At 35.1% G+C, this 23,272-nt stretch carries 29 protein-coding genes; 3 read left to right on the top strand and 26 right to left on the bottom strand.

Annotated features, from left to right (window positions below):
• Window positions 1–160: 160 nt before the first annotated feature.
• The 8 genes from MKY90_RS07685 to MKY90_RS07650 all read right to left on the bottom strand — a co-directional run bounded on the left by MKY90_RS07685 (window position 161) and on the right by MKY90_RS07650 (window position 5,894).
• Entirely contained in the window at window positions 161–874 is a 714-nt protein-coding gene (locus MKY90_RS07685; protein WP_002126422.1) for a hypothetical protein, read from the bottom strand.
• A gap of 65 nt (window positions 875–939) precedes the next feature.
• On the bottom strand, window positions 940–1,143 hold the full coding sequence (locus MKY90_RS07680; RefSeq protein WP_002011815.1) for a DUF2768 domain-containing protein: 204 nt from the start codon (window positions 1,141–1,143) through the stop codon (window positions 940–942).
• A 227-nt stretch (window positions 1,144–1,370) separates the two neighbouring features.
• Complete coding sequence (locus MKY90_RS07675; RefSeq protein ID WP_000369753.1) at window positions 1,371–1,622, bottom strand: stage VI sporulation protein F; 252 nt, start codon at window positions 1,620–1,622, stop codon at window positions 1,371–1,373.
• 116 nt (window positions 1,623–1,738) lie between these two features.
• Window positions 1,739–2,761, bottom strand: coding sequence for an NAD(P)H-dependent glycerol-3-phosphate dehydrogenase (locus MKY90_RS07670; RefSeq protein ID WP_002011813.1), 1,023 nt, complete (start codon window positions 2,759–2,761; stop codon window positions 1,739–1,741).
• An 18-nt stretch (window positions 2,762–2,779) separates the two neighbouring features.
• Window positions 2,780–4,090, bottom strand: coding sequence for a ribosome biogenesis GTPase Der (gene der, locus MKY90_RS07665; protein WP_002011811.1), 1,311 nt, complete (start codon window positions 4,088–4,090; stop codon window positions 2,780–2,782).
• Window positions 4,091–4,214: 124 nt separating this feature from the next.
• Window positions 4,215–4,400 (bottom strand): capping complex subunit for YIEGIA, encoded by a 186-nt coding sequence (locus tag MKY90_RS07660; RefSeq protein ID WP_002086624.1) that lies wholly within the window; start codon window positions 4,398–4,400, stop codon window positions 4,215–4,217.
• Window positions 4,397–5,290, bottom strand: coding sequence for a YIEGIA family protein (locus MKY90_RS07655; RefSeq protein ID WP_063218617.1), 894 nt, complete (start codon window positions 5,288–5,290; stop codon window positions 4,397–4,399). The genes MKY90_RS07660 and MKY90_RS07655 overlap by 4 nt, the downstream gene beginning before the upstream one ends.
• Window positions 5,283–5,894, bottom strand: coding sequence for a YphA family membrane protein (locus MKY90_RS07650; protein ID WP_002086626.1), 612 nt, complete (start codon window positions 5,892–5,894; stop codon window positions 5,283–5,285). The genes MKY90_RS07655 and MKY90_RS07650 overlap by 8 nt, the downstream gene beginning before the upstream one ends.
• 117 nt (window positions 5,895–6,011) lie before the next feature.
• On the opposite strand from MKY90_RS07650, the gene MKY90_RS07645 reads away from it, so the two are divergent.
• On the top strand, window positions 6,012–6,146 hold the full coding sequence (locus tag MKY90_RS07645) for a YpzI family protein (protein ID WP_000513901.1): 135 nt from the start codon (window positions 6,012–6,014) through the stop codon (window positions 6,144–6,146).
• Between the two features lie 210 nt (window positions 6,147–6,356).
• Here the strand turns inward: MKY90_RS07645 and MKY90_RS07640 are convergent, their stop codons facing one another.
• The 5 genes from MKY90_RS07640 to MKY90_RS07620 form a co-directional block, all read right to left on the bottom strand.
• Window positions 6,357–7,076, bottom strand: a complete 720-nt coding sequence (locus MKY90_RS07640) for a hypothetical protein (RefSeq protein ID WP_234803704.1) — start codon at window positions 7,074–7,076, stop codon at window positions 6,357–6,359.
• Window positions 7,077–7,227: 151 nt separating this feature from the next.
• Window positions 7,228–8,277: a type 2 isopentenyl-diphosphate Delta-isomerase gene (gene fni, locus MKY90_RS07635; RefSeq protein ID WP_002030759.1), complete on the bottom strand. Its 1,050-nt coding sequence runs from the start codon at window positions 8,275–8,277 to the stop codon at window positions 7,228–7,230.
• A 12-nt stretch (window positions 8,278–8,289) separates the two neighbouring features.
• Window positions 8,290–9,438 carry a 30S ribosomal protein S1 gene (gene rpsA / locus MKY90_RS07630; protein ID WP_341090943.1) on the bottom strand — a complete coding sequence of 383 codons (1,149 nt, stop codon included), beginning with the start codon at window positions 9,436–9,438 and terminating at the stop codon, window positions 8,290–8,292.
• Window positions 9,439–9,776: 338 nt separating this feature from the next.
• Window positions 9,777–10,454: a (d)CMP kinase gene (gene cmk / locus MKY90_RS07625; RefSeq protein ID WP_002011798.1), complete on the bottom strand. Its 678-nt coding sequence runs from the start codon at window positions 10,452–10,454 to the stop codon at window positions 9,777–9,779.
• A gap of 130 nt (window positions 10,455–10,584) precedes the next feature.
• Complete coding sequence (locus MKY90_RS07620) at window positions 10,585–10,758, bottom strand: DUF5359 family protein (RefSeq protein WP_098168532.1); 174 nt, start codon at window positions 10,756–10,758, stop codon at window positions 10,585–10,587.
• A gap of 213 nt (window positions 10,759–10,971) precedes the next feature.
• On the opposite strand from MKY90_RS07620, the gene ansA reads away from it, so the two are divergent.
• Window positions 10,972–11,946 (top strand): asparaginase, encoded by a 975-nt coding sequence (ansA, locus tag MKY90_RS07615; RefSeq protein ID WP_002030754.1) that lies wholly within the window; start codon window positions 10,972–10,974, stop codon window positions 11,944–11,946.
• A gap of 34 nt (window positions 11,947–11,980) precedes the next feature.
• Here ansA and MKY90_RS07610 read toward each other — a convergent pair whose 3' ends face one another.
• The 12 genes from MKY90_RS07610 to MKY90_RS07555 form a co-directional block, all read right to left on the bottom strand.
• The gene (locus MKY90_RS07610) at window positions 11,981–12,961 is read right to left on the bottom strand and encodes a YpdA family putative bacillithiol disulfide reductase (protein WP_002030753.1); all 981 of its coding nucleotides are present in this window, start codon (window positions 12,959–12,961) and stop codon (window positions 11,981–11,983) included.
• 109 nt (window positions 12,962–13,070) lie between these two features.
• The gene (locus MKY90_RS07605; RefSeq protein ID WP_002011791.1) at window positions 13,071–13,601 is read right to left on the bottom strand and encodes a peptidoglycan recognition protein family protein; all 531 of its coding nucleotides are present in this window, start codon (window positions 13,599–13,601) and stop codon (window positions 13,071–13,073) included.
• 79 nt (window positions 13,602–13,680) lie between these two features.
• Window positions 13,681–13,917, bottom strand: coding sequence for a DUF3961 domain-containing protein (locus MKY90_RS07600; RefSeq protein WP_002011789.1), 237 nt, complete (start codon window positions 13,915–13,917; stop codon window positions 13,681–13,683).
• A gap of 95 nt (window positions 13,918–14,012) precedes the next feature.
• Window positions 14,013–14,222 carry a hypothetical protein gene (locus tag MKY90_RS07595; protein WP_002126403.1) on the bottom strand — a complete coding sequence of 70 codons (210 nt, stop codon included), beginning with the start codon at window positions 14,220–14,222 and terminating at the stop codon, window positions 14,013–14,015.
• An 80-nt stretch (window positions 14,223–14,302) separates the two neighbouring features.
• The gene (gudB, locus tag MKY90_RS07590) at window positions 14,303–15,589 is read right to left on the bottom strand and encodes an NAD-specific glutamate dehydrogenase (protein WP_000225168.1); all 1,287 of its coding nucleotides are present in this window, start codon (window positions 15,587–15,589) and stop codon (window positions 14,303–14,305) included.
• A 341-nt stretch (window positions 15,590–15,930) separates the two neighbouring features.
• Window positions 15,931–16,539 (bottom strand): genetic competence negative regulator, encoded by a 609-nt coding sequence (locus MKY90_RS07585; protein ID WP_002011786.1) that lies wholly within the window; start codon window positions 16,537–16,539, stop codon window positions 15,931–15,933.
• Window positions 16,540–16,616: 77 nt separating this feature from the next.
• Window positions 16,617–17,492 (bottom strand): MerR family transcriptional regulator, encoded by an 876-nt coding sequence (locus tag MKY90_RS07580; protein ID WP_078184190.1) that lies wholly within the window; start codon window positions 17,490–17,492, stop codon window positions 16,617–16,619.
• On the bottom strand, window positions 17,492–18,268 hold the full coding sequence (locus tag MKY90_RS07575; protein WP_002126398.1) for a metallophosphoesterase: 777 nt from the start codon (window positions 18,266–18,268) through the stop codon (window positions 17,492–17,494). Before MKY90_RS07575 ends, MKY90_RS07580 begins: the two co-directional genes overlap by 1 nt.
• 71 nt (window positions 18,269–18,339) lie before the next feature.
• Window positions 18,340–18,819 (bottom strand): LysM peptidoglycan-binding domain-containing protein, encoded by a 480-nt coding sequence (locus MKY90_RS07570; protein WP_002030746.1) that lies wholly within the window; start codon window positions 18,817–18,819, stop codon window positions 18,340–18,342.
• A gap of 22 nt (window positions 18,820–18,841) precedes the next feature.
• Window positions 18,842–19,405 carry a CPBP family intramembrane glutamic endopeptidase gene (locus tag MKY90_RS07565; protein ID WP_341093219.1) on the bottom strand — a complete coding sequence of 188 codons (564 nt, stop codon included), beginning with the start codon at window positions 19,403–19,405 and terminating at the stop codon, window positions 18,842–18,844.
• Entirely contained in the window at window positions 19,405–20,934 is a 1,530-nt protein-coding gene (locus tag MKY90_RS07560; protein WP_002086642.1) for a RecQ family ATP-dependent DNA helicase, read from the bottom strand. The genes MKY90_RS07565 and MKY90_RS07560 overlap by 1 nt, the downstream gene beginning before the upstream one ends.
• Complete coding sequence (locus MKY90_RS07555) at window positions 20,924–21,985, bottom strand: helix-turn-helix domain-containing protein (RefSeq protein WP_078184187.1); 1,062 nt, start codon at window positions 21,983–21,985, stop codon at window positions 20,924–20,926. The genes MKY90_RS07560 and MKY90_RS07555 overlap by 11 nt, the downstream gene beginning before the upstream one ends.
• A 297-nt stretch (window positions 21,986–22,282) precedes the next feature.
• Between MKY90_RS07555 and MKY90_RS07550 the strand changes: the two genes are divergently transcribed.
• Window positions 22,283–22,531 carry a ferredoxin gene (locus tag MKY90_RS07550; RefSeq protein WP_001151994.1) on the top strand — a complete coding sequence of 83 codons (249 nt, stop codon included), beginning with the start codon at window positions 22,283–22,285 and terminating at the stop codon, window positions 22,529–22,531.
• Between the two features lie 117 nt (window positions 22,532–22,648).
• Here the strand turns inward: MKY90_RS07550 and MKY90_RS07545 are convergent, their stop codons facing one another.
• Window positions 22,649–23,227, bottom strand: a complete 579-nt coding sequence (locus MKY90_RS07545; RefSeq protein WP_341090940.1) for an ECF transporter S component — start codon at window positions 23,225–23,227, stop codon at window positions 22,649–22,651.
• Window positions 23,228–23,272 lie beyond the last annotated feature (45 nt).

The raw sequence follows: 23,272 nt of genomic DNA, 5'->3' as shown, positions 1-23,272 counted from the left end.
TGATATAATATAATGGTATTCTAGAAGTTCGGACAATATATCATATAATTTTGTCCAATTTCATATGACTATTTAAAAATACCTTTTGTTTGCATCGCAAGTTGTATAACATAAAAAACCTTTCTTCTAGAACTTATTCACTAAAAGAAAGGTTCATGACTTATGATTTCAAAAAAATTGGTTCTCCATTTTTTACTGTGTACGGCAAAGAATATGCAGGAACAAACGGGGAATCCTTCGATAGTATACTCCGGATATCTTCACCTTCTTTAAATTGTCCTTCATTTTTTTTCAACGCTTCATATAAGTCGATTCTATAATCAACAAACAATTCTCCTTTTTCATTAATTACAAGAGGGAGGCCTTTTCCTGAGTACGGACTTGTCACTTGTGGTACATCTTTATATCCTAGTTTTTTGAAGTCTAATTCATAAACACCATCTGTGATCACTTTTTTAAAAGGTGGATATTGATGTTCATCACGATACATTCTTAGCTTCAATGCCACTTCTTGAATTTGTTCCGCCATTCTCACATCAATTAACTTTACTGTCGGATTTTTTTCAACATCTATTAATACATATTGATATACTCCACCACTTTCATACGCATTCCCTGGTGCCTCTTGTATGTACCTTGGAGCAATTTTTTGAAAATCAATGGGATACTTCTGATAAATCGGCGTACTCATATCACGCGTCTTAATTGGTAATAAACCATCCGTTTGCTCCTTATATGTATTAATGGCTTTTTGTACAACTTGCAACTGGTCTTCATAAGGAATAGCACTTTGTTTCATATTTTCTCTTGGATACATACACCCTGTTAAAATGCTCATGCAACAAAATATTAAAATAATATGGATTTTTTTCACTGACAATCACCTTTTCATGCTAGTATGGACTGTTGCTTTTGTAACATTTACCGACTACACATCCTTTATTGCTCAATAGGGCCACTAAATACAACAAGGAAAATAACAATTCCCGATACAATCATGAGGGTGTACGCTACTAAAGCTGTAATCCCTTTCAAAAATTTATTCTTCATTTTATGCCTACTCAATAAAATAAAACTTACTGCAAGAAACATAAATCCAATTGCCCCTAAAGCAAACCACATTTTCATAAGCCCTTCCGACATATATACACCCCTTTACTTTCAATCTATTTTTATACTATTTTAACAAATTAAAATCTTTAAACAAATAAAAATCATCATTTTTCCGTGAATTGATGATTTTTATTTAAAATAATAAAACCGAAGCACGAAATGATGCGCTTCGGTTGACCAAATATGCCCTTAACAGCTCTATTCCCATTCTTTCATAACTATCATATGCATTCTCTAAACTCTTTGTTTCTCATAATTTATTTTTTAAACATTTTACTTAACGAACCAAAATCCGCCGGCATATTATTGTTAATAATCGCTTTTACAATTTGATCCTCTTGCTCTTTCGGCACTTCGCGTCCTGCCATTAGAGCAACTTGATGAATCAATTGGCGAAGCACTGTCTCATCACGTAAGTTCGCATTTTGAACAGACGACGCTAATTTAAAAATATCTTCTTTGTTCACTTTCGCTTCTTTTTCAATGTTATTAAAAATGTTGTTATCCATTCTTTTCACCCTCTCCTCAAGTTACTCTTCATCCTATGCAGAGATGAAAAATTGGTGAAAAGACCCATAAAAAATAAAAAACGGTAGAAGTACGAAATGTACTTCTACCGTTTTCTTTATAACAAATCAGGTATCGCTTCAACTTCATGTTTTCGAACACGTCCCATCAATGAGCCTACTGCATCTTTCACATTATTCCCATTGAACAGCACGTCATATAAAGCAGCTGTAATCGGCATTTCAACTTCCATTTTCTCTGCCAATTCATGAGCAGCTTTCGTTGTTCTTACACCTTCTACAACCATACCCATACTTTCTAGCACTTCTTCTAAAGAGTGCCCTTTTCCAAGCATATTTCCAGCGCGCCAATTTCGGCTATGCACACTTGTACAAGTTACAATTAAGTCTCCCATACCAGTTAGACCAGCAAACGTTAACGGATTTCCGCCCATTTTTCTTCCTAAACGAGCAATCTCTGTTAAACCACGTGTCATTAATGCCGCTTTCGCATTATCACCTAATCCAAGCCCGTCAGATATCCCCGCAGCTAGTGCAATAATATTTTTTAAAGCACCACCAAGTTCAACTCCAACGATATCTGGGTTTGTATATACACGGAAATAGCTATTCATAAACAAATCTTGTACTCCCTCAGCCGCTTCCATACGCTTTGCTGCAGACGTAACAGTTGTCGCTTGACGCAATCCAACTTCTTCAGCGTGACTCGGCCCAGATAGTACAACAACATCCTTAATCAAGCTCTCTGGAATTTCTTCCTCAATCACTTCCGAAATACGTTTTGACGTACCTGGTTCGATTCCTTTACTTGCATGAATCCAAGTAATTGGCTCTGTAACAATTTCTTTCATCTCTTGCAATACGTCTCGGTACGCTTTCGTCGGTACTACTAGCAGTACTGTATTTACATCTACTAATGCTTCTTCTAAAGAAGAGTAGGCTACGATTGTGCTTGGCAATGTAATCCCTGGAAGATATCTACTGTTCTCACGCTTCGTATTAATTTCATTCATGAGTTCAGGACGGTTTCCCCAAATACGTACATCATGCCCATTGTCAGCTAATACCATCGCTAACGCTGTTCCCCAGCTACCTGCTCCTATTACTGTGATTTTTGTCATAAAATCACATCCTCTCCATTAGTCTCTTGCTCTAGCGATAATGTGAATCGGCGTTCCTACAAAACCGAACGCTTCACGTAAACGGTTCTTTAAGAAGCGCTCATATGAAAAGTGCATTAATTCTGTATCGTTTACAAATATAACAAATGTTGGTGGTTTTACCGCAACTTGTGTCGCATAGAAGATTTTCAGACGGCTACCATTATGTGTCGGCGTTGGATTCATCGCTACCGCATCCATAATTACATCATTTAATACATTCGTTTGTACACGGATGCTATGGCTTTCATTTACCTCATTGATAACCGGTAATAACGTTTGTGTACGCTTTTTCGTTTTCGCAGATAAGAATACAATCGGTGCATACTCTAAAAATTGGAAATGAGCACGGATGTTTTCTTCAAATGCTTTCATTGTTTTTTCATCTTTTTTCACTGCATCCCATTTGTTTACAACGATAATAACAGCTCGTCCTGAATCATGAGCATATCCAGCGATTTTTTTATCTTGCTCAATAATTCCTTCTTCTCCGTCTAAAACGACTAAAACAACGTCAGAACGTTCAATCGCTCTAAGTGCACGAAGTACACTATACTTTTCTGTACTTTCGTATACTTTCCCTTTTTTACGCATACCAGCTGTATCGATGATTACATAATCTTGATCATCTTTACTATATGGTGTATCAACAGCATCACGTGTCGTTCCCGCTATATTACTTACAATTACACGTTCTTGACCAAGAAGTGCATTTACAAGTGATGATTTCCCTACGTTTGGACGTCCAATTAAAGAGAAACGGATTGTTTCATCGTCATACGCTTCTTCTTCAATCTTTGGAAAATGATTTGCAGCTTCATCTAACAAATCACCAAGTCCTAAACCGTGTGTACCTGAAATCGGGAATGGCTCGCCAAATCCTAATGCATAAAAATCATAAATATCACTACGCATGTCTGGATTATCAACCTTATTTACCGCAAGTACAATTGGTTTTTTAGAACGGTATAAAATTTTAGCAACTTCTTCATCTGCTGCAGTTACACCATCGCGACCATTCGTCATAAAAATGATAACATCTGCTTCATCAATCGCTACTTCCGCCTGTTGACGAATTTGTGTCAAGAACGGCTCGTCTCCAATATCAATTCCACCTGTATCAATAATGTTAAACTCATGATTTAACCATTCTCCCGCACTATAAATACGGTCTCGCGTTATACCTGGTATATCTTCTACGATTGAAACTCTTTCTCCAACAATTCTATTGAAAATAGTAGATTTCCCTACGTTCGGGCGGCCTACTATCGCTATTACTGGTTTCGGCATATACTTTCATCCTTTCAACTTGCTTCTGTTTATTATGTAAAAAACCCTTCTTTGTGCAAGAAGGGATTTGCATTCCAGAATATTTCTCAACGTATCAAAACACCTCACATTATACCACACGTTACTAATGTTTCACAATAATATATACATTATCTTGTAAGCGATGTGCAATACCATCTAAAATAGCCTCTAAATTATTTGCAACAAATTCCAGTTCCTCTGTCGACTCGCAAATAAATAAAGGGGCACCACCTGCAAATTTCTCTGGCGTTGTTGTAATGACTGCGAGAATAACACTTTCTAACATCATCTCTTATCTCCCCTTCCTTTCGGAGCTTCTGATGACATATGAACAGCACTCTCTAATGTTGGTACATTTCCGATTACCCCTATCGCTTTTTCTGCATCTTGATCTTGCGGCAGAACAAAAATCCCAACTCTCCCATCCTCTAAATCACGCTTCGCTAACGGTACAAGTGCCGGCGTTCCAGAATCTCTATATATTCCTAAAGCAACCGAAACATCATGTAAAATAGCTTGCCGTTGTCCTAAGTTTGAGATTGTAACCATCGCATCTATCGATTTCGGTTTTAAAATAAATCCCATTCCATATTTCATAATTTCTTCTTGCCTTGCTGGCAATCCAATATTCATAATGTAAATATTATCAATATAAAGTCCCGCTCCTTCAAAACGAAGTGGAACGTGCTCTATTTCTACAAGGTCATGAAGTCTTTTACCTGACATTAATTTTTTCGCAATGAAAAAACTTACTATACCAGTAATTACCCCGGCAATCCATGAATCGAGTCCTATATACGCAAACGTTGTTACAAACGACGTTAACATCGCCAAGTAGTTACGACTTTCAAATACTAATGCAATTCCTTCAATGTATGTATTACCACGTGGTACGAGCTCATATCCATCTAATTGTTGAAGCGTATTTCTTTCCATATTGCGCACATCACGAAATTGCGTCGCCGCTAACGTAAGAAATGTAATTGCAGAAAAATCTTTTTTCAAAACAGACGGAATCGCAATTGCTCCTAAGGCAGCCGCAATTAATCCCATCGCGATATGAATAATTTTCCCGTGAAGCCTCGTCGGATATTGCCTCGTATCGGTACGAAGCATTAACAACCTAGTTATTGTACCTGCAATTACGCCACATAAAATAGCTGGTGTATATTCAGTCATGTATTACCCTCGCCTTTCTTTTACGTGTTTTCCTCTTAAATTGTTCCATATATACCGATGCCTTTGTAATCCAAAGTAAAATCGCCATAAATAAAGTGGAAACAGCAGCAACATCTAAAAAAGCTAAACTGCCGTATTCATAAGGAAAATGTAATTTACGAAAAATCAGCGTCACCAATAATTCTCCTTGTAACATCCCTATATATAAGGAGCATAATCGTAATATGCGATCCCCGTGCAATAAAACCGATGCATACACAAGTGCACCACTTAACAGCAATAACCTATCAACCACAATCCAAATTGGATCATATACTTCTAACAAATGAAAGCTTGTATATAACATTGCAATAATAAGTGCCGAAAGTAAGGTATATAATTTTTTCCAAATAGAATATAACGCGATACCTACAAAAGAAATAATACAAAGCAAAAGGGCATTTACCGATATCGTGAAAGAAGCAATCGTCACATTTAACGGAGAACAAATAATAAAAATTAATATACAAGCACTTATCTTCCAACGAATAGATTCCTTTTTCATAAAAAAGGTCACGACAATCCACCCTATCCAAGCAACAAAATAAAAAGTACTCCCATCCATCATTTCACCTCCTATGATTTCCATTATGGGAACTTTTTATGAAAGTTAATCCTCCTTTTCTTTGTGCATAGTTTTTCTCATAACAGCAAAACTTTTAATAAGGAGGTGTAACTCACAATGGGTAAAGATCGCCAAGAACGAAAGCTAAGAGAATCACGCCGCGTTGAATCTGATCGCGACCAATCACTTCAATATCCCGGTGCAACAAGTCTTGATACACCGGAGCAAGCTCGAAAGCAGAATCAGCATTAAATAAAGTGAAACCTCAGTGGGGGGTATCCATCCCCACTGATTATTAGCTCACACCAATCAAGTTGCCCTCAAATAGGCAATACAAAAAGACGGTTTCGATATTGTACGAAACCGTCTTTTTACACAATTATTTTATTTATTTCTACTCGTAATATAATTCTTTTGTTTTCGCATTATAAACCCTATCACTCAACGAGGCATTAATCGTAACTACACCTGTTGGTTTTTAGAATATGTAATAACATAATACGTATGTAGAGAAGGATTTTTACTCTTTACCTCTACACGTACATAATCTGTCTCTCCTATCTCATTTAACTTTCGCTCAACCTCTTTTTTCGCACCTACAATACCTTCTTTTTCTCCTTTAATTTCCCTACTCACAATGGTATATCCTTGATCAGAAAGCAATACTACTTCAGCATTACTTAAACTCACTTCATTTGGTATATTAAAATAATAAATTGCATACGAATCTTCCGATGGATTTTTGTCTTCTCCTAATTCCCTTGGCAAAATTAGTGCTTCTATTCCACTTCCTGCATTCACCGTTGGATTCCTATACAATTTATTCCCGACTGCGATTGCAATATTCGCCGTTTTAATTGCTGATTGTGCTATTGTTGAACTAGAATCTCCTTCTCTTACATTTGAAGTTAATGAAATTTCAACCTTTTTATTATATCCAGAAACCGCTGTATCTTCTCTTATATTTCGTGCATGGATGTTAACATCTTCACTATTATATGTAATGCGTCCTATTGTATTTTTACTATTTGAAGATACATTATCTCCTTTTTTATTAACATCCTCATCCTCAAAATCATCGTAAATTTCCCCTTGTTTCTTTTGACTCTTAAATAGCAATCTCTTATCTTGTTTTATCGCTAACCAGCTATATAGAGAGGAATACTTTCTTACTTTTACCATGTTTTTCTGCACAATATTTATATATACTTTTATTATAATGTAAATTCTCTCTTTTTTCCATTTATAGAATTATATAGAATGATAACTTCTCGCCCTCCCTCTTCATTTTACGAAAATAAAACGCAAAAAAACCAACCAGATGGTTGATTTTTCATCGCCTACTATAATGTGCAGTGTCAATCCCTCGCTGCGCTAACCAATGGTACGTTTCACCTTTTACAACAAGAGGTACAGATTGTAACTCTTCTATCGTCTTCACGCCAAGAGCTGTCATAATAAATTTTAAATCTGTATGTAAAAGATCAATTTCATCCACTAAATTCTCAACGCCATCTTGCATTAAAATACGTAAAAAGTATCCAGCAAACGCAGTTGTATTCGCCCCTAATGCGATTGCCTTCGCCACGTCAAGTGCTGTTTGTATACCCCCAGATGCAATAAAAGAGAGGTTATTATTTGTAGAGGTTGCTTCAATAATCGAGGTAGCTGTTTGTATGCCCCAGTTATTAAAATAAGAAAGCATTCGCTGTCTTCTTTCATTTTCAACAGCAGCAAAATTCGTACCACCTTGTCCGCCAATATCAATTGCTGTTATACCTATATTCGCTAACTGTTGTACTGTTTCCTTACTCATTCCAAAACCGACTTCTTTTACGATGACAGGTACTTTACTTTTTAAAACTATTTTCTCAATCCGCTGAAGTACACCAGTAAAATCACGGTCTCCTTCTGGCATCGTTAACTCCTGTATGACATTTAAATGAATTTGCAGTGCATTCGCTTCAATCATATCAACGGCACGCTCTGCCTGTTCGACAGTTGCCTCACTTCCTAAGTTTGCGAAAAAAATCCCATTCGGATTTACTTTCCTAACAACTTTATACGAAGCCGATTCACTTTCATCTTTTAAAGCTGCCATTTGCGATCCTACAGCCATAGCAAGGTTATGATGTTTCGCTACATATGCTAATTGCTCATTAATATGTAATGTTTGCTCTCCTCCACCACCAGTCATCGCATTGATAAAAATCGGCGAACTTAGTGAAAGTTCGCCGATTTTTGTTTCACATGTTATAGTGTCATAACTTGAATTTGGCAAGCTTTGATGCACAAAATCAATATCATGAAAGCCATGCGTACGAGACTGACCAGTAGAAAGAGCATATTCAATATGATCTAATTTACGTTTTGCCCTTACCACTTGTACCCCTCTTTATTTCTTTAATTTTTTCAGTTGTTCACCAATAATATCACTTAACTGGAAAGTAGCCAAATCAGCATTTGGCTCATATTGGCTATAATCTTCTGTTACATTATTTTCTTCAAGCGTTTCTTTTATGCTTAAAGAAATACGTTTTTCTGCTACATGGACTTCAAGTACTTTCACTTTTACTTCTTGTCCCATTTCCAATACTTCATTTGGATTTTTCACGTGACGATTTGCAATTTGAGATACATGTACAAGCCCTTCAACACCAGGTAAAATTTCAACAAATGCACCGAATGTAACAAGGCGTTTTACTACTCCCTCACGAATATCTCCAGCTTTTATTTCGCCAGCAACATTTTCCCAAGGTCCTGGCTGAGCTGCTTTAATTGATAAAGAAATACGTTGCGTATCAGCATCAACAGATAACACTTTTACCTTTACCTTTTGACCTTGCTCTAATACCTCAGAAGGTTGCTCTACACGTTCGTGTGAAATTTGTGAAATGTGAACTAAACCGTCCACACCACCAACGTTAACGAAAGCACCAAAATCCGTTAATCGTTGTACTGTTCCTTCAACAATATCCCCTTCTTTTAACGAAGAGATTGCTTCTTTTTTCTTAGAATCTAGTTCTAGTTCTACTACCGCTTTATGTGAAAGAATAACACGATTTTTTTCACGGTCTAATTCAACAATTTTCACCGCTAATGTTTTTCCTTTATAGTCAGCAAAGTCTTCTACATAATGTACTTCTACAAGTGAAGCTGGGATAAAACCACGAACACCAAGGTCCACAACTAACCCACCATTCACGATATCTTTTACAATAACATCAAATACATGACCAGAATTAAATTTTTCTTGTAATTCTACCCACGCTTTTTCTGCGTCAACAGCTCTCTTAGATAAAACAAGATCATCATCTTCTAATTTAATAACTTTCAATTCAAGTGTTTGATCTAATTCTACAACATCGCTTGCTTTTTCAATATGAACGTTAGCTAATTCACTAATCGGAATTACGCCATCTGTTTTGTATCCAACATTTACAAGAACTTGTTTCTCTTCAACTTTCGTTACAGAACCTGTAACAACGTCACCAACTTGTAATTCTTTTGAATTCATAACTTCTTCATTCATTTTCTCTACCATGGAAATACCTCCCTACAGAATTGACAAAGCATTTTTATGTATATACGAAATGAAAACAAATGTTTTCATTTGCATGTTTAAGAATTTATCATCACATATTCTGTTTCAATACAGTTCACAAGAAACTATATTAAATCTATATAAATAGTATACAGCAAAATCATCTTGAAGAAAGTATGATTTGAAATATAATAGCGAATATATTCTGACATTTTTTCCCCTCTGTAACTAACTTCTTACAAATTAGCCCATTTGTCAAGAAAAGAGACTTATAATTCACTTATCCTTTACAATTCAAAAAAAAAAAAAAAAAAAAAGAAAGGGATAGTCCTCTTTCTTTATTTCGCAAATACTCCTGAAACAATACCCATAATTTTTTGGACAACTTCTTCAATTGATAAAGAAGTTGTATCTAATTCCAATGCATCATCAGCTTTTTTCAAAGGAGAAACTTCGCGTTCTGAATCTAATTTATCACGCCTAGCAATTTCTTCTCTTAACTGCTCTAAATTAGAATCGAAACCTTTATTCATATTTTCTAAATGTCTTCTTTCCGCTCTTTCTTCTACAGAAGCAAGCATAAAGATTTTCACTTCAGCATCTGGTAGTACATGTGTACCAATATCACGGCCATCCATTACTACGCCGCCTTTTTTAGCTAATCCTTGTTGACGACGTACCATTTCTTCACGAACAAGACGATGCTTTGCTACAATAGATACACGATTCGTCACATCTGGCGTACGAATCACTTCAGAAACATCTTGTCCATTTAAAAATACAAGTTGTGTATTTTCCCCTTGTTGAAATTCAATATTTACATTTTTTACAACTTCCATTAACTTTTCTTCATTTTCAATATCCACTTTTTGTTCAAGGGCTGCATATGTAATAGTACGGTACATTGCGCCTGTATCAATGTAAACATATGAAAGTTTTTTTGCAACAACTTTTGCCACTGTACTTTTCCCAGCAGCCGCTGGACCATCTATAGCAATCGAAATTCGTTTATCCATTGTAACACCTCATTTTTCACTTATAAAACAAAACGAAAAGCAGGTATTTTCCCCCTGCTTCTTCTCATTTGCCTCACGTCATTAAATCCTCAATAATTGTAGCATAATCCATCATAGAAGAAAATGAAAACTACTTATTCACCTGTAAGATTTCCGCCTTATTTTTCGTGACGACACCTTCGTAATAAACAATTTTCGATAAATATTTCACTGAAGATTTATGTATAAAAAGCAGTTGGACGACAGAAAGAAAAATAAATTGAATCAGTAATATACGAATTATAATTTTCTCCATTTTTTTCAAAAAAACTCACTCCTTCCCTCTCTACACTTACACATCTACTCTCATAAATTTCCATAAACAAAACCTAACCTAATAACCACTTACCGGAGCACACTTAAAGTAATTTATTTTATTGTCATTTTCTAAGCATACTTTTATACATTTTCATTGTCGAATTTACTCAAAACATGTTATGTTCTAAATGTATTTTTCAACTTGAAAGGGGTATAAGCATTGAAAAGAATCCTAGTTTTACACACAGGTGGAACAATTGCAATGGAGGAAGATAAAGAAACTGGGGTCGTACAACCAGGTAAAAAGAATCCTCTTTTAAAATTCATTCCTGATTTAGAAGGCGATGTTGATTTAATTGTCGAAGATGTGTTCCATCTTCCATCTCCTCACATGACTCCTAGCGAAATGCTACAATTGCAAGTCATCATTGACGAAAGAGTAAAACAAGACGATATTCACGGCGTAGTCATCACGCATGGTACCGATACATTAGAAGAGACAGCTTATTTTCTTGATTTAACAGTTCAAGCAACTATCCCAATCGTTGTGACAGGGGCAATGCGTTCTAGTAATGAATTAGGTGCCGATGGTCTATATAATTTCTTATCAGCTGTAAAAGTTGCTAGTAGTAATGAAGCTGCTGAAAAAGGTGTTCTAGTCGTATTAAATGACGAAATACATTGTGCTACAAATGTAACAAAAACGCACACAAGTAATGTCGCGACATTCCAAAGTCCACAGTACGGACCAATTGGCATGGTAACAAAACGTGGTGTTGTTTTCCATCATGCTTTAGTGCATCACGAAACATGCACAGTACGACAGATTTCTAAAAACGTTGTCGTTCTAAAAGCATACGCAGGTATGGATGATACATTATTATCAGCAATCGAAACACTACCAGTAGACGGAATTGTTATTGAAGCACTTGGTCAAGGTAATTTACCTCCAAGAACACTTCCTAGTCTAGGGCGATTAATAGAAAAAGGCATTCCAATTGTATTAGTTTCACGCTGCTTTAACGGTATCGTTCAAGACGTATACTCTTATGAAGGTGGCGGAAAACAATTAAAAGATATGGGCATTGTTTTCACCTACGGTTTAAACGCTCAAAAGGCGCGAATTAAATTACTAGTCGCACTAGAAAACACAAACTCTCACGAAACAATCCAACATATGTTTATGCACGATTAAAAAAGAAGCTGTCGAAGATTTCGACAGCTTCTTTTTATTCTTCTCTTGATGCAATGGTTTGCGCAATCGCATCTCCATGGAATCTACCGTTCTCGATAAATATTTCATTTGCGTTATTCCCCGCAGCAATTACACCTGCAATAAAAATATTTTCAGCGTTTGTTTCCATACTACCCTCTATATAAATCGGGCGCCCTGTTTCTTCATCAATCCGAACTCCCATTTTTGTTAAGAAGCTGTGGTCTGGATGGTAACCCGTCATAGCAAATACAAAATCGTTTTGAATTGTATTTGCCTCACCATCTACTGTATACGTCAACGTATGCTCAGTAATTTCTTTTACATGCGCATGGAAATGCATTTGAATTGTCCCATTTCGTACTAACGCCTCAAATTCCGGCAAAATCCACGGCTTAATACTTGGCGAGTATTCCCCACCACGGTATAGAACTGTTACACGTGCACCCGATTTAACAAGCTCTAACGCTGCATCTATACTTGAATTTTTACCACCTATTACAACGACATCTCGATCAAAATAAGGGTGTCCTTCTTTGAAGTAATGAGCTACTTTCTCAAGTTTCTCACCAGGTACATTCATATAATTCGGATTATCATAATATCCAGTTGCGACAACAATGTATTTCGCAACATATATTTCTTTGTTTCCGTCACGCTTCGTCGTTTCAACTTTAAAAACATCACCATCTTTTTGAACTTGTTCCACTCGTTCAAATGCATTTACACGTATAGATTTACGCTTTACTACTTCACGATAATACGCAAGCGCCTGATTACGAAATGGCTTACGATTTTCTGTAATAAAAGCAACTTCACCAATTTCTAATTTTTCACTAGAGGAGAAAAATGTTTGATGAGTTGGATAATTATAAATTGCATTTACAATGTTTCCTTTTTCGATTACTAACGGATTTAACCCCACTTTTTGCAACGAAATCGCCGCTGCTAATCCGCATGGACCGCCTCCGATAATAATAACTGTTTCTTTTTGCATACTTAGTTCACTCCTAGTCTTCTACCTCTGCTCTATTTATATAAACAAGAAAAAACCTACTTACAGCAGTAGGCATCTATCTTTATTGTATTCATTTTTCATATATTTGTCATCTAAACGAAACATACATCCGATAGACATCTGCTAAAAACTGCTGAAATTTAATTCCTTGTTGCCCTAATACATTCTCAGGATCGATTTTCCGAGTAGGATCCAACGTTTTGTGTGACACAATAGCCTTTTTAGGATTTAAACCGAAATTTTGACATAAATAAGCGTGATACCACGTAAAACGAGTATACGCCTCCCAAAAGTTTACGTCGCCACCATAGCAAAGTTCAACCCCAATTGCAGCCTTATTCGCATCATAACCGAATAACTCATTATCCGTTGGCACATTGTATCGAACATGGTACGCAACTTCATTTATAGGGACAATTTCTAATATTGTTTTATCATCAATAAATGTATGCGCTGAAGCTTTCGGTTGTATTTCATTAAAGTAATCCCGATTTCCTATCGCATTGCTACCAGGGTTCCCCGTGTCATGACTTACAATAAATCTTACTTTTGAAAGAGGAATTCCTGGTCGTGAATTTCCATACCCAATATAGTTACGCTCTATAGGGAACATCGCCATTACTACCAACTCCCGCTCTAAAAAATTACCTTACTTCCTTATATATGTATTCGGTGGCAATGTCCTTATGGCATATTTCTTATGCGAAGAGAACATCGAAAATATTTGATGTGAATACCATAAATAATACAATACTTACAGCCACTCCGTAAAAACCGTAAAACCAAATACAATCTTCTTTCGTATCTAAACCGAAAAATTTATTTACCGATTGTAATAATGTGCCACGCTTGCTTTGTTTGTTTCGTAATACTTCCACTCGTTCTACAACATCTGCTGGCATCATAAATCTTTGGTCTACTGTCATTTTCATCATTTATCTCTCCTTAAAATCATTTCCGTTTTGCTTATCTAAGGAAAGTATAGCACGTTTGTTCGTGTGGAACAAGCGTTCTTTTTTTATTTTTTATTCTATTTTTCACCAAACCAAGTAATAATTGTGAATATAAACGCGATAATTGGTCCAACTACAACTGCACCAAATATTAAAAACAATAATCCTTCGCCGAACACCCGAACGACACTTGTTTTTCGGGCTCTCTTAGCTCTTGCAAGTTCACCCTCTAACACCTTAACCTTTTCTTCTAATTGATCTACTCGTTCCATTATTTCATTCCCCATATACAACACCTCATTTAATACTTCAACAAAAAAACGCGATTCCCTCGAAAGGAAATCACGTTTTCTCAAAACATTATATATTATACCCAACCTCTGAAGCGACTAGCCTCAGCCATTTTACGAACACCAATCATGTATGCAGCTAAGCGCATGTTCACTTTACGAACTTGTGATGTTTCATAAATTGAATCGAATGATTTTACCATTACTTTTTCTAAACGTTGTTCTACTTCTTCTTCAGTCCAGTAGTAACCTTGGTTATTTTGTACCCACTCAAAGTAAGATACCGTAACGCCACCAGCACTTGCTAATACGTCTGGAACAAGTAAGATACCACGATCTGTTAAGATTTTTGTTGCTTCTAATGTAGTTGGACCATTTGCAGCTTCAACCACAATTTTCGCTTTAATCTTATCAGCATTTTCTTCTGTAATTTGGTTCTCAATTGCAGCAGGAACTAAAATGTCGCAATCAAGTTCTAACAGTTCTGTATTTGAAATTGTATTATTAAATAGTTTTGTTACAGTACCAAAGCTATCGCGACGATCTAGTAAGTAGTCAATATCTAATCCATTCGGATCATGTAATGCACCGTAAGCATCTGAAATTGCAATTACTTTCGCGCCTGCATCATGCATAAATTTAGCTAAGAAGCTACCCGCATTACCAAATCCTTGAACAACAACGCGTGCACCTTTAATATCAATGTCACGTTTTTTCGCAGCTTCACGAATACAAATTGTTACACCTTTTGCAGTCGCTGTTTCACGTCCGTGTGATCCACCTAATACAAGTGGTTTACCTGTAATAAATCCTGGTGAATTAAATTCATCGATACGGCTATACTCATCCATCATCCATGCCATAATTTGTGAGTTTGTAAATACATCTGGAGCCGGAATATCTTTTGTCGGACCAACAATTTGGCTAATTGCTCGTACATAACCGCGGCTTAATCTTTCTAATTCACGGAAAGACATCTCACGTGGGTCACAAATGATTCCACCTTTACCTCCACCATATGGTAAATCAACAATACCACATTTTAAACTCATCCAAATAGAAAGTGCTTTCACTTCATTTTCTGTTACGTTTGGATGGAAGCGAATTCCACCTTTCGTTGGACCAACAGCATCATTATGTTGTGCACGATATCCTGTAAATATTTTAACAGTCCCGTCATCCATACGAACTGGAATTTTCACTGTCATCATACGAATTGGTTCTTTCAATAATTCATATACTTCGTTTGGATAACCCAATTTTTCTAATGCTTCATTAATTACAATTTGTGTTGAATTTAACAATTCAAAATGTTGTTCCCCTTGTTGTTGTGTTTTCGTTTGAGTTCCCTTTTCGGCTACCATAGTAAGTAAACCCCCTGTAATTTCACTTGTTTAGTAAACCTTCATTGCCTAGTATACACCGTTAAATTTGGAATGCAATAGAAAACGCTAACAAATATATACAAACTATTTTGCATTGCAAGCGTTTTCACTATTATTATAGTCCTTTTATTGCTTTTAGAAAAGTAAAATACTTAAATATTTAAATATTTTTTATTTTCATCAAAATACATTCGATAAAACCATTATTTCATCAAGAAATACTGATTACATTTTAACATACAGATCGGCTAGTCTTGTTACCTACACTTCGTTTTATAGATTTTCAGCTGAATAAAAATAAAACCTCAAGCTACGTTACATTAGCTGAGGTTTTGTTTTTTCACAAAGTAATTGTATATTTGTTCAATCGCTTGAGAATCCATTAATTCTTTACCATATTCCATTACGCGGTAAATTGTTGCTGTTGACGGATTACCATACTCCGCTAAAATAGCTATAAAATCCGCCTTCAATAATTGAAATTGCTCTTCTTCTTCTATCCAAAGATAAAAACGATCATCCCACGTATACAACTTCCCATCAGTTACACCAAGGTTATATAAGCGATTTGACAAATTGATTACATCATCTAATGTAGCAAACTCGTAAAGTATATGTTCACTTTCATCAAGAGTCACTTGCATTTCAATAAACTCGTCACGGAACTCATCTTCTGTGTCCACTTCGTGATTTTCTTTTGTTACAATTACAACCATACCTTGAGCTTGTAGAGAAAATACTTCAACAGCAATCGGTCCATCCGCTTCAAACCCTAATTCTGTATTTGCTTCTTGCATCATATCACGGAATAGTTGCTGTACTTTCGGTGCATTTCTCCACAAATCTTCTTTCGTTAATCCTCGTTCAGATAAATCATCAAATGTTAGGAAAATTTTAATCTTATTATAATTTAAACGTTCCAGTCTCATCTCATACCCTCCCTACGTAACCATTGCATCTAATTTTTATTATATGAAATAGAAAATAGATGGTTCTTTTCGAACGACTATTCCGGCATCTTTAACCATCCATCCCATTCTTCTTTCGTGTTACCAATTAGGATATTTTGAAGATTTAATTGATCTCCAATGCCTTTTCTTCCTATAAAACCACCAGAGATGTTTTCATTTTTTTCTTGCAACAAGTCAATAAATTCTACTGCCTCTTCAAGTTCTCGTTCATCATCAAAAGATATAAACAAATATTTAGGTTGTAATTGTTCAATAGCTAGTAAAATACCTTCTTCATCTAAACTTGTCCCCATATACATTGTTTGATATCCTTTTAGTCGTAAATACGTCGCGAAAATAAATCCTTTTAATATATTATTTTCTAAAACGAAAACTTTGTTAACGGAAGAATACACCGACGCATTATGATAGATCATTCCTAAACGTGTTTGTAAGAATGATACAACATATTTGAATTGCGACATTGTAATCTCATTATTACTTTTTAAAGTTAACAACTTGTTTGCCACTTGAAGAATGATGCTTGCAACAACCTTTTCCGTTGAATATATACTAAAAACCTCGTTTAATAATGCAGAAATTGTAATTTCATCAAATTCTAACAAAGCTTGTAGTATATCGTCCACTAAAACAACTTCTGTATCAATAATTTTTTCTTTTTGAACGTTGTTCTGCAACCGATTCCCTTCTAATAACTGAACTGCTTGTCCAATCATCATCCCCTCAGAAACTTTGTTCATTAACCATTTCAAAATATGAATATGCTCTTCTGTATATAAACGATGCCCCGCACGATTTCTCTTTGGGGCAATAATATGATAGCGTCTTTCCCATGCGCGAAGTGTACTCGGTTGAATTCCGAGTATATTTGAGACAGCTTTTATATTATATTTCCCATTTGAATTCGGCATTATTTCCCTCCGCATAACGTAATGATATGTGTTTGGGAAGGTGCCCGAAAACGAAGAGGGAACAATGTTGTTCCATACCCATTACTAACAAAGAGAGTCGTATTAGAATGCTTATATACGCCACCCTTTAAATACTTTTCAGATGGAAACAACCGAATCTGGCCTCCATGTGTATGTCCACTTAATACGAGCGAAATTTGTTCATTACCAGACATTTTCTTTATTATATCTGGGTTGTGACTAATTAAAATGCGAAAACCTTCTTCTTTACAATCAGACAACGCTAAATCTAAACGATCTCGTTCTAATCCAACATCATCGATACCGAGTAAGCAAATTTTCTCTCCTAATTCAGACTCAAATACAACTCTTGTATTATCTAATACCTTCACATTATTTTCTATTAATAAAGCATCTAATTCGTGATATTCAATTTCATAGTCATTATTTCCCCATACAAAATATACAGGGGCTATTTCTCTTAACTTTTGAATATTTAAAGAGATTTGCGATAAAGGTACTCCTTTTTCAGCTAAATCACCGCCAATAATTACGATATCTGCTTTTCCTTTCACTCGTTCAATTAGCGAGCTAGAAATGATCCTTCTATGAATATCCGAAATAAAAAAAACTTTAACTTTTTGAAAACTTTCCGGAAATTCTTCGAACACTAAAGTATGTTCCAACACTGTATTACGCATCGCTTCTTTATACATTCCAAGAAGACATACAAAACCAATGCATATGAGAGTACATAATAATATAATCCATGACATATATTTTTTACTCTCCCTCCTCGTAAAGTATAGTCCTTAATTTTATGTGGAGCTATATATCACTCATTTAGCTAGCTCTCATACTTCGTGGACTTATCTTTTATAGGAATTTTCAATTCTTGTCCTACCTTCACTTCGTCTTCTTGTAAATCATTATACTTTTTTATTATTTCTATCCCATCTTCATCTGAGAAATATTGCTTCGCTATACTTTCTAAAGTTTCTCCATCTTTCACAACATGAGTTGCTACTTTCTCAGACTGCTTCTTTGATTCAGTCTTAGCGGAATCAAAGAAAATTACTTCAAACGCACTTTTCTCAGCATTATTACTATCACTTTTTACCTGTATATACTTATCTGTATACCATAGGATACTAATAGGTAACAATATGAACAAAAATGTTAACACTCGGACGAAAATGTGATTCATTTTAAACTTTGGTTTGTTCTCTTTATTTCTATGAATTTCACTACGCGGCGGTAAACTTTCATCTTCTTCCACTTGCTCAACTTCTAACTCCTCTTCAAAATCAGGAATTCGTTTTCTCATGTTGTTCACCACCACCTTCCATTTATTTTCTTAATTGGAGCCCCATTATAAAATCAACAAGAAAGTGTGCAAAGATTGTTATAAATAAATTTCCTGTCCACTCGAATACATAACCAAAAACAAAACTAATAAAGCAGACGAAACAAAACAAAAAAGGCTTCGTTATATACCGAATATGTAACACTGCAAAAATTAAACTCGCTATTACAATTCCGAAATGAGTCTGCACTACACCTCTAAATAAAAACTCTTCCGCAAAGCCAATAATAAACGTGATAACGAGTAAATGCATGACAGAAATCCCTTGAAACATTCTATCGTTAATGCCACCATCATCAAACCAAGATTCTGGAAACACTCGCATTGCAACATAATCTAATAAGACAATACAAATCGCTAACAAGCTACCTATTAAAAGTATAGAAACCGGTTCCCATTTCCATAAACTATAAACTTCTCTTTTATCTTGAAATAATATATATGCTAGTAAACAACCGATACCAATAATGATTAGTTGTGTTATGTAGAGATTCAGTCTTATTGCTCTCGGACTCATATCTTCAACATTATGCCTTTGAATGTTCATCATTCCTCCATCTTTCCTAGGCCGAAAAGCTTTTGTAACTCTGTTTCCCAATTATAGTCGAAAACTAACTGTTGCGCTCGTCTTTTTTTATAATCCGTTTTTGTAATACCACAGTAATCACAACAGTTTTCTATCTCTTTTTCTTTTCTATAACCGAATTGTTGTAATAAATATTCACGTCTACATCCTTGAACCTGTATCCATGACTTCATATTTTCTAGCTCACTATATTTATTACGCATTCTCACTTCCACTTCCGCTATTAATCTGTGCATTATTTCATCTGACAAGCTCTCTAACATGAGATTTCGCTGTTGTATGATTCCAAGATGTTCGAGATGATAACGTGTAAAGCGCCAATACTGTTCATTAAATCTTGCTGCATTATAACAAATTTCTTCTACATCTTCTAATGGTAATACTTTCGTTTGAAACATTCTTTCTTGTAGTAACGAAAATAAAAATTGTATTTGCGATTTACTTGGTAATTCATCTTCAATGATTGAAATTGGCAAATCGTGATCCAATGGACTACATAATAAAATGGCTATACTCAATTCTCCATCTCTTCCCGCTCTTCCAATTTCTTGTAAATAGGAAGCTACATTTGTCGGATATTGAAAATGAATAATATATCTTGTATTCGCCTTATTTACCCCCATCCCAAAAGCACTTGTACATATTACAATTTGCAACTGGTCATTCATAAACTGTTGTTGAATTAACATACGCTCTTCATGTTCCATACCACCATGATAAAAAGCTACACCTGTAATTCCTTTTCCTCTTAAATACTCGGTTAAACGCTCTGTCCAGGCCCTACTTGAACAATAAACAATACCAGGCCCTTGCAAATACATTACATGCTCAAAAAGCGCCTCTTTTTTTTCTTCTATTGTTTCCACAAATTGCACTTCCATCGCAATATTTGGACGATCAATTGAGTACACATGCTCAGCAATATTTTTTAGATTTAAACTTTCCGCTATATCTCGCAATACATCCTTTGTCGCAGTTGCTGTTAATGCTAATACTGTCGGAGATCCGATACTCTCAATTACTTTATCTAATTTTTTATAATCTGGCCGAAAATCATAGCCCCATTGTGAAATACAATGCGCTTCATCTACGACAAATAATGAAATATGAATTTTTTTCAATTCTCTTATTAGAAGTTCCGACTGCAACATCTCTGGTGATACGAAAACAAATTTATAAAAAGATAGCTTTTTCATTGCTTCTCTTTTTTCAATTAACGTCCGAAAACTATTCAATGCAATAACTCGATTTTTCACGACATACTTTAATTGCGTAACTTGGTCTTCCATTAAAGATAATAATGGTGATACAACAAGCACCGTACCCTCTTGCAGAAGCCCCGGAAGTTGATAACACATTGACTTTCCCCTTCCAGTCGGAAGCATTGCTACAACATCTTTTCCTTCCAATAAGTCCGTAATAACTCCTTTTTGCCCCGGACGAAATTCAGAATATCCAAACCACTTATATAAATATTCCTCAAGCTTCATTTATACCCTCCATCCGTGCCAATACAAGACGTACTTCAAAATAAGAGATTTCCTCTCCAACCGCTTGCTTCAACACACGCAATTTACGTGTTTGTAATGCTTCAATTACTTTTGTTACTTTTTCCATTTTTTCTTTTTCCATAAACATTTCAATAGAAAATTCTTTTTCTCGTAAAGCAATTTCTACAAAATGGTCTTCTATCGTGGCAACCTTCAAATTCCGAATTGTTGCTATTTCTTCTAAAGAGCGTCCTTGTCTCCAAAGATTATATGTTTTTTTCGTTGATAAACTAAATAAATCAGCTTTCTCATTTGGATAAGATATAATTTCAGCTAATAATGGAAACTCATTTTCTTTATTGCGAACTTCTTGAATAAGGAAATGAATTGTACCCCAAAATAAAAAATACACTCGAAATATATCTTGTTTCGTAATTTCCGCTAATTGTTGTAAAGTACACCCAATACGTTTATACCCAGTTAACCGATATATTACGATTGTCGCCTCTACTGGATTATTTTTTTGTAAAAGAGTATGCATTTCCTTCCATAATCTTTTAGCCAATTCACTTCTCATATACGGTATTCCAGTGAGAAAACGTTTCACCCACATCATTATTTCTGTATCCTGTTGAATTGGAATAAATTTCGTATTCGCCTGTTGTAAATTCGAAATAGTTTGAACGATCAATGATAACCTCTTCCAAAACGTTTCACCTATTTCACCATAGTGTAAACCATTTAAATATGTCGGAAAGGCAAAGTCACCTTCCCATTTGTTTAATTGCACGTTACCAGCCGTCGTTAACACATATGTATTATCATGTATACCTTGAACTAAATTCGTTTGTAACAACTTTGCAACTTCTTGATCATAATCAGCTCTATTTAATGACTTATAAATCCCAAACAAAAAAGAAATTTGAAACATATTCCCATCTTGTAATGTTTGCGACGATCTCTTTCCTTTTAATAAATAATAAATCGAAGAAACGGTTCTTTCACCATTCAATTGTTTTAAACAATATAATAAAGTATATTGTAGCTGCATTACCGCTTCCACCTCTCAGTCTAACTTCATTCCTTTTTCAATACGATTGCACATTAACTGCTATTCATTTAACTTATCATATTCACACTACATGCTTGTATATATTCTATTGTATCAAACGAAATAACATTTAAGTATTTTGAAAATCTTATGAAATAATTCAAAAATAAGTTGACACTCTAATTGATAAGCATTATCATTATAATTTTATGTTGAAAAGTTTTTAAAACCGTTTTACAATAAGATTATAATTTTTTGGCGAACTTTTCACATACATATTATCAGGAGGGAAAAAATATGGCAAAATATACAATCGTTGACAAAGATACTTGTATTGCATGCGGTGCTTGTGGTGCTGCTGCACCAGACATTTATGACTATGATGATGAAGGCATTGCATTTGTAACATTAGACGATAACCAAGGTATCGTTGAAATTCCAGATGTATTAATCGAAGATATGATGGATGCATTCGAAGGTTGTCCAACTGACTCAATTAAAGTTGCTGACGAATCATTTGATGGCGACTCTTTAAAATTCGAATAGTCTTTTATTAACTTCAAAAAATCCCCCTCATAAGTATGAGGGGGATTTTTTGCACTCTTTTTCATTCTCACTAACAAAAAAACCATTAGCAGTTACGCTGCCAATGGTTTAATATTTTTAAGCATTTTTCATTTTTGCAAATACCCATACTTTCAAGCGTGAAAATAGTGCTACAAATACAATTGTTACAACAATTCCTTTAATTACATTAAACGGTAATATCGCCGTTACAATAGTTTGTCGCATAATATCACTAGACATAGCTGGTGAATTTAAAAACCAAGTGTACGCTGGTAAAATAATAATGTAATTTAACACACTCATAATAACTGTCATAGTAATTGTACCTAGCATTAATCCTGTCGTTAAACTTTTTACTGTGCGATACTTTCGGAATAAGAATGCTGCTGGACCAATAAATAAACATCCCGCTATAAAGTTTGCTACTTCTCCTACTGGTACTCCCGTTAAACTTCCTTGAATTCCGTAATGCAAAATATTTTTTATCGCTTCTACAATTACACCTGCAATTGGACTAAAAATTATCGCCGCAATTAAAGCTGGCACATCACTAAAATCAATTTTTAAAAATGGCGGAAGCCCTGGGAATGGAAAATCCAACATCATTAGTAAATACGCAATACTACTTAGCATCGCTACACTCACCATCTGCACTACACTGTTTTTTTGTTTCATCTTTCTCTCTCCTTTTCCATCGATCTTCTCATGGAAAGTGGAAAG

Origin of the sequence: Bacillus sp. FSL P2-0099, assembly GCF_038007445.1 — a bacterium.
GTDB classification, from domain to species: domain Bacteria; phylum Bacillota; class Bacilli; order Bacillales; family Bacillaceae_G; genus Bacillus_A; species Bacillus_A mycoides.
This window is presented reverse-complemented; position numbering and strand designations above follow the sequence as displayed.

What these genes read in the sequence shown, in the direction of transcription:
- MKY90_RS07680 (WP_002011815.1), bottom strand. Translation starts at nt 1,143, where the DNA reads ATGTCGGAAGGGCTTATGAAAATGTGGTTTGCTTTAGGGGCAATTGGA.
- MKY90_RS07675 (WP_000369753.1), bottom strand. Translation starts at nt 1,622, where the DNA reads ATGGATAACAACATTTTTAATAACATTGAAAAAGAAGCGAAAGTGAAC.
- MKY90_RS07670 (WP_002011813.1), bottom strand. Translation starts at nt 2,761, where the DNA reads ATGACAAAAATCACAGTAATAGGAGCAGGTAGCTGGGGAACAGCGTTA.
- der (WP_002011811.1), bottom strand. Translation starts at nt 4,090, where the DNA reads ATGCCGAAACCAGTAATAGCGATAGTAGGCCGCCCGAACGTAGGGAAA.
- MKY90_RS07660 (WP_002086624.1), bottom strand. Translation starts at nt 4,400, where the DNA reads ATGATGTTAGAAAGTGTTATTCTCGCAGTCATTACAACAACGCCAGAG.
- MKY90_RS07655 (WP_063218617.1), bottom strand. Translation starts at nt 5,290, where the DNA reads ATGACTGAATATACACCAGCTATTTTATGTGGCGTAATTGCAGGTACA.
- MKY90_RS07650 (WP_002086626.1), bottom strand. Translation starts at nt 5,894, where the DNA reads ATGGATGGGAGTACTTTTTATTTTGTTGCTTGGATAGGGTGGATTGTC.
- MKY90_RS07645 (WP_000513901.1), top strand. Translation starts at nt 6,012, where the DNA reads ATGGGTAAAGATCGCCAAGAACGAAAGCTAAGAGAATCACGCCGCGTT.
- MKY90_RS07640 (WP_234803704.1), bottom strand. Translation starts at nt 7,076, where the DNA reads ATGGTAAAAGTAAGAAAGTATTCCTCTCTATATAGCTGGTTAGCGATA.
- rpsA (WP_341090943.1), bottom strand. Translation starts at nt 9,438, where the DNA reads ATGGTAGAGAAAATGAATGAAGAAGTTATGAATTCAAAAGAATTACAA.
- cmk (WP_002011798.1), bottom strand. Translation starts at nt 10,454, where the DNA reads ATGGATAAACGAATTTCGATTGCTATAGATGGTCCAGCGGCTGCTGGG.
- MKY90_RS07610 (WP_002030753.1), bottom strand. Translation starts at nt 12,961, where the DNA reads ATGCAAAAAGAAACAGTTATTATTATCGGAGGCGGTCCATGCGGATTA.
- MKY90_RS07605 (WP_002011791.1), bottom strand. Translation starts at nt 13,601, where the DNA reads ATGGCGATGTTCCCTATAGAGCGTAACTATATTGGGTATGGAAATTCA.
- MKY90_RS07600 (WP_002011789.1), bottom strand. Translation starts at nt 13,917, where the DNA reads ATGATGAAAATGACAGTAGACCAAAGATTTATGATGCCAGCAGATGTT.
- MKY90_RS07595 (WP_002126403.1), bottom strand. Translation starts at nt 14,222, where the DNA reads ATGGGGAATGAAATAATGGAACGAGTAGATCAATTAGAAGAAAAGGTT.
- gudB (WP_000225168.1), bottom strand. Translation starts at nt 15,589, where the DNA reads ATGGTAGCCGAAAAGGGAACTCAAACGAAAACACAACAACAAGGGGAA.
- MKY90_RS07585 (WP_002011786.1), bottom strand. Translation starts at nt 16,539, where the DNA reads ATGAGACTGGAACGTTTAAATTATAATAAGATTAAAATTTTCCTAACA.
- MKY90_RS07580 (WP_078184190.1), bottom strand. Translation starts at nt 17,492, where the DNA reads ATGCCGAATTCAAATGGGAAATATAATATAAAAGCTGTCTCAAATATA.
- MKY90_RS07575 (WP_002126398.1), bottom strand. Translation starts at nt 18,268, where the DNA reads ATGTCATGGATTATATTATTATGTACTCTCATATGCATTGGTTTTGTA.
- MKY90_RS07570 (WP_002030746.1), bottom strand. Translation starts at nt 18,819, where the DNA reads ATGAGAAAACGAATTCCTGATTTTGAAGAGGAGTTAGAAGTTGAGCAA.
- MKY90_RS07565 (WP_341093219.1), bottom strand. Translation starts at nt 19,405, where the DNA reads ATGAACATTCAAAGGCATAATGTTGAAGATATGAGTCCGAGAGCAATA.
- MKY90_RS07560 (WP_002086642.1), bottom strand. Translation starts at nt 20,934, where the DNA reads ATGAAGCTTGAGGAATATTTATATAAGTGGTTTGGATATTCTGAATTT.
- MKY90_RS07555 (WP_078184187.1), bottom strand. Translation starts at nt 21,985, where the DNA reads ATGCAGCTACAATATACTTTATTATATTGTTTAAAACAATTGAATGGT.
- MKY90_RS07550 (WP_001151994.1), top strand. Translation starts at nt 22,283, where the DNA reads ATGGCAAAATATACAATCGTTGACAAAGATACTTGTATTGCATGCGGT.
- MKY90_RS07545 (WP_341090940.1), bottom strand. Translation starts at nt 23,227, where the DNA reads ATGAAACAAAAAAACAGTGTAGTGCAGATGGTGAGTGTAGCGATGCTA.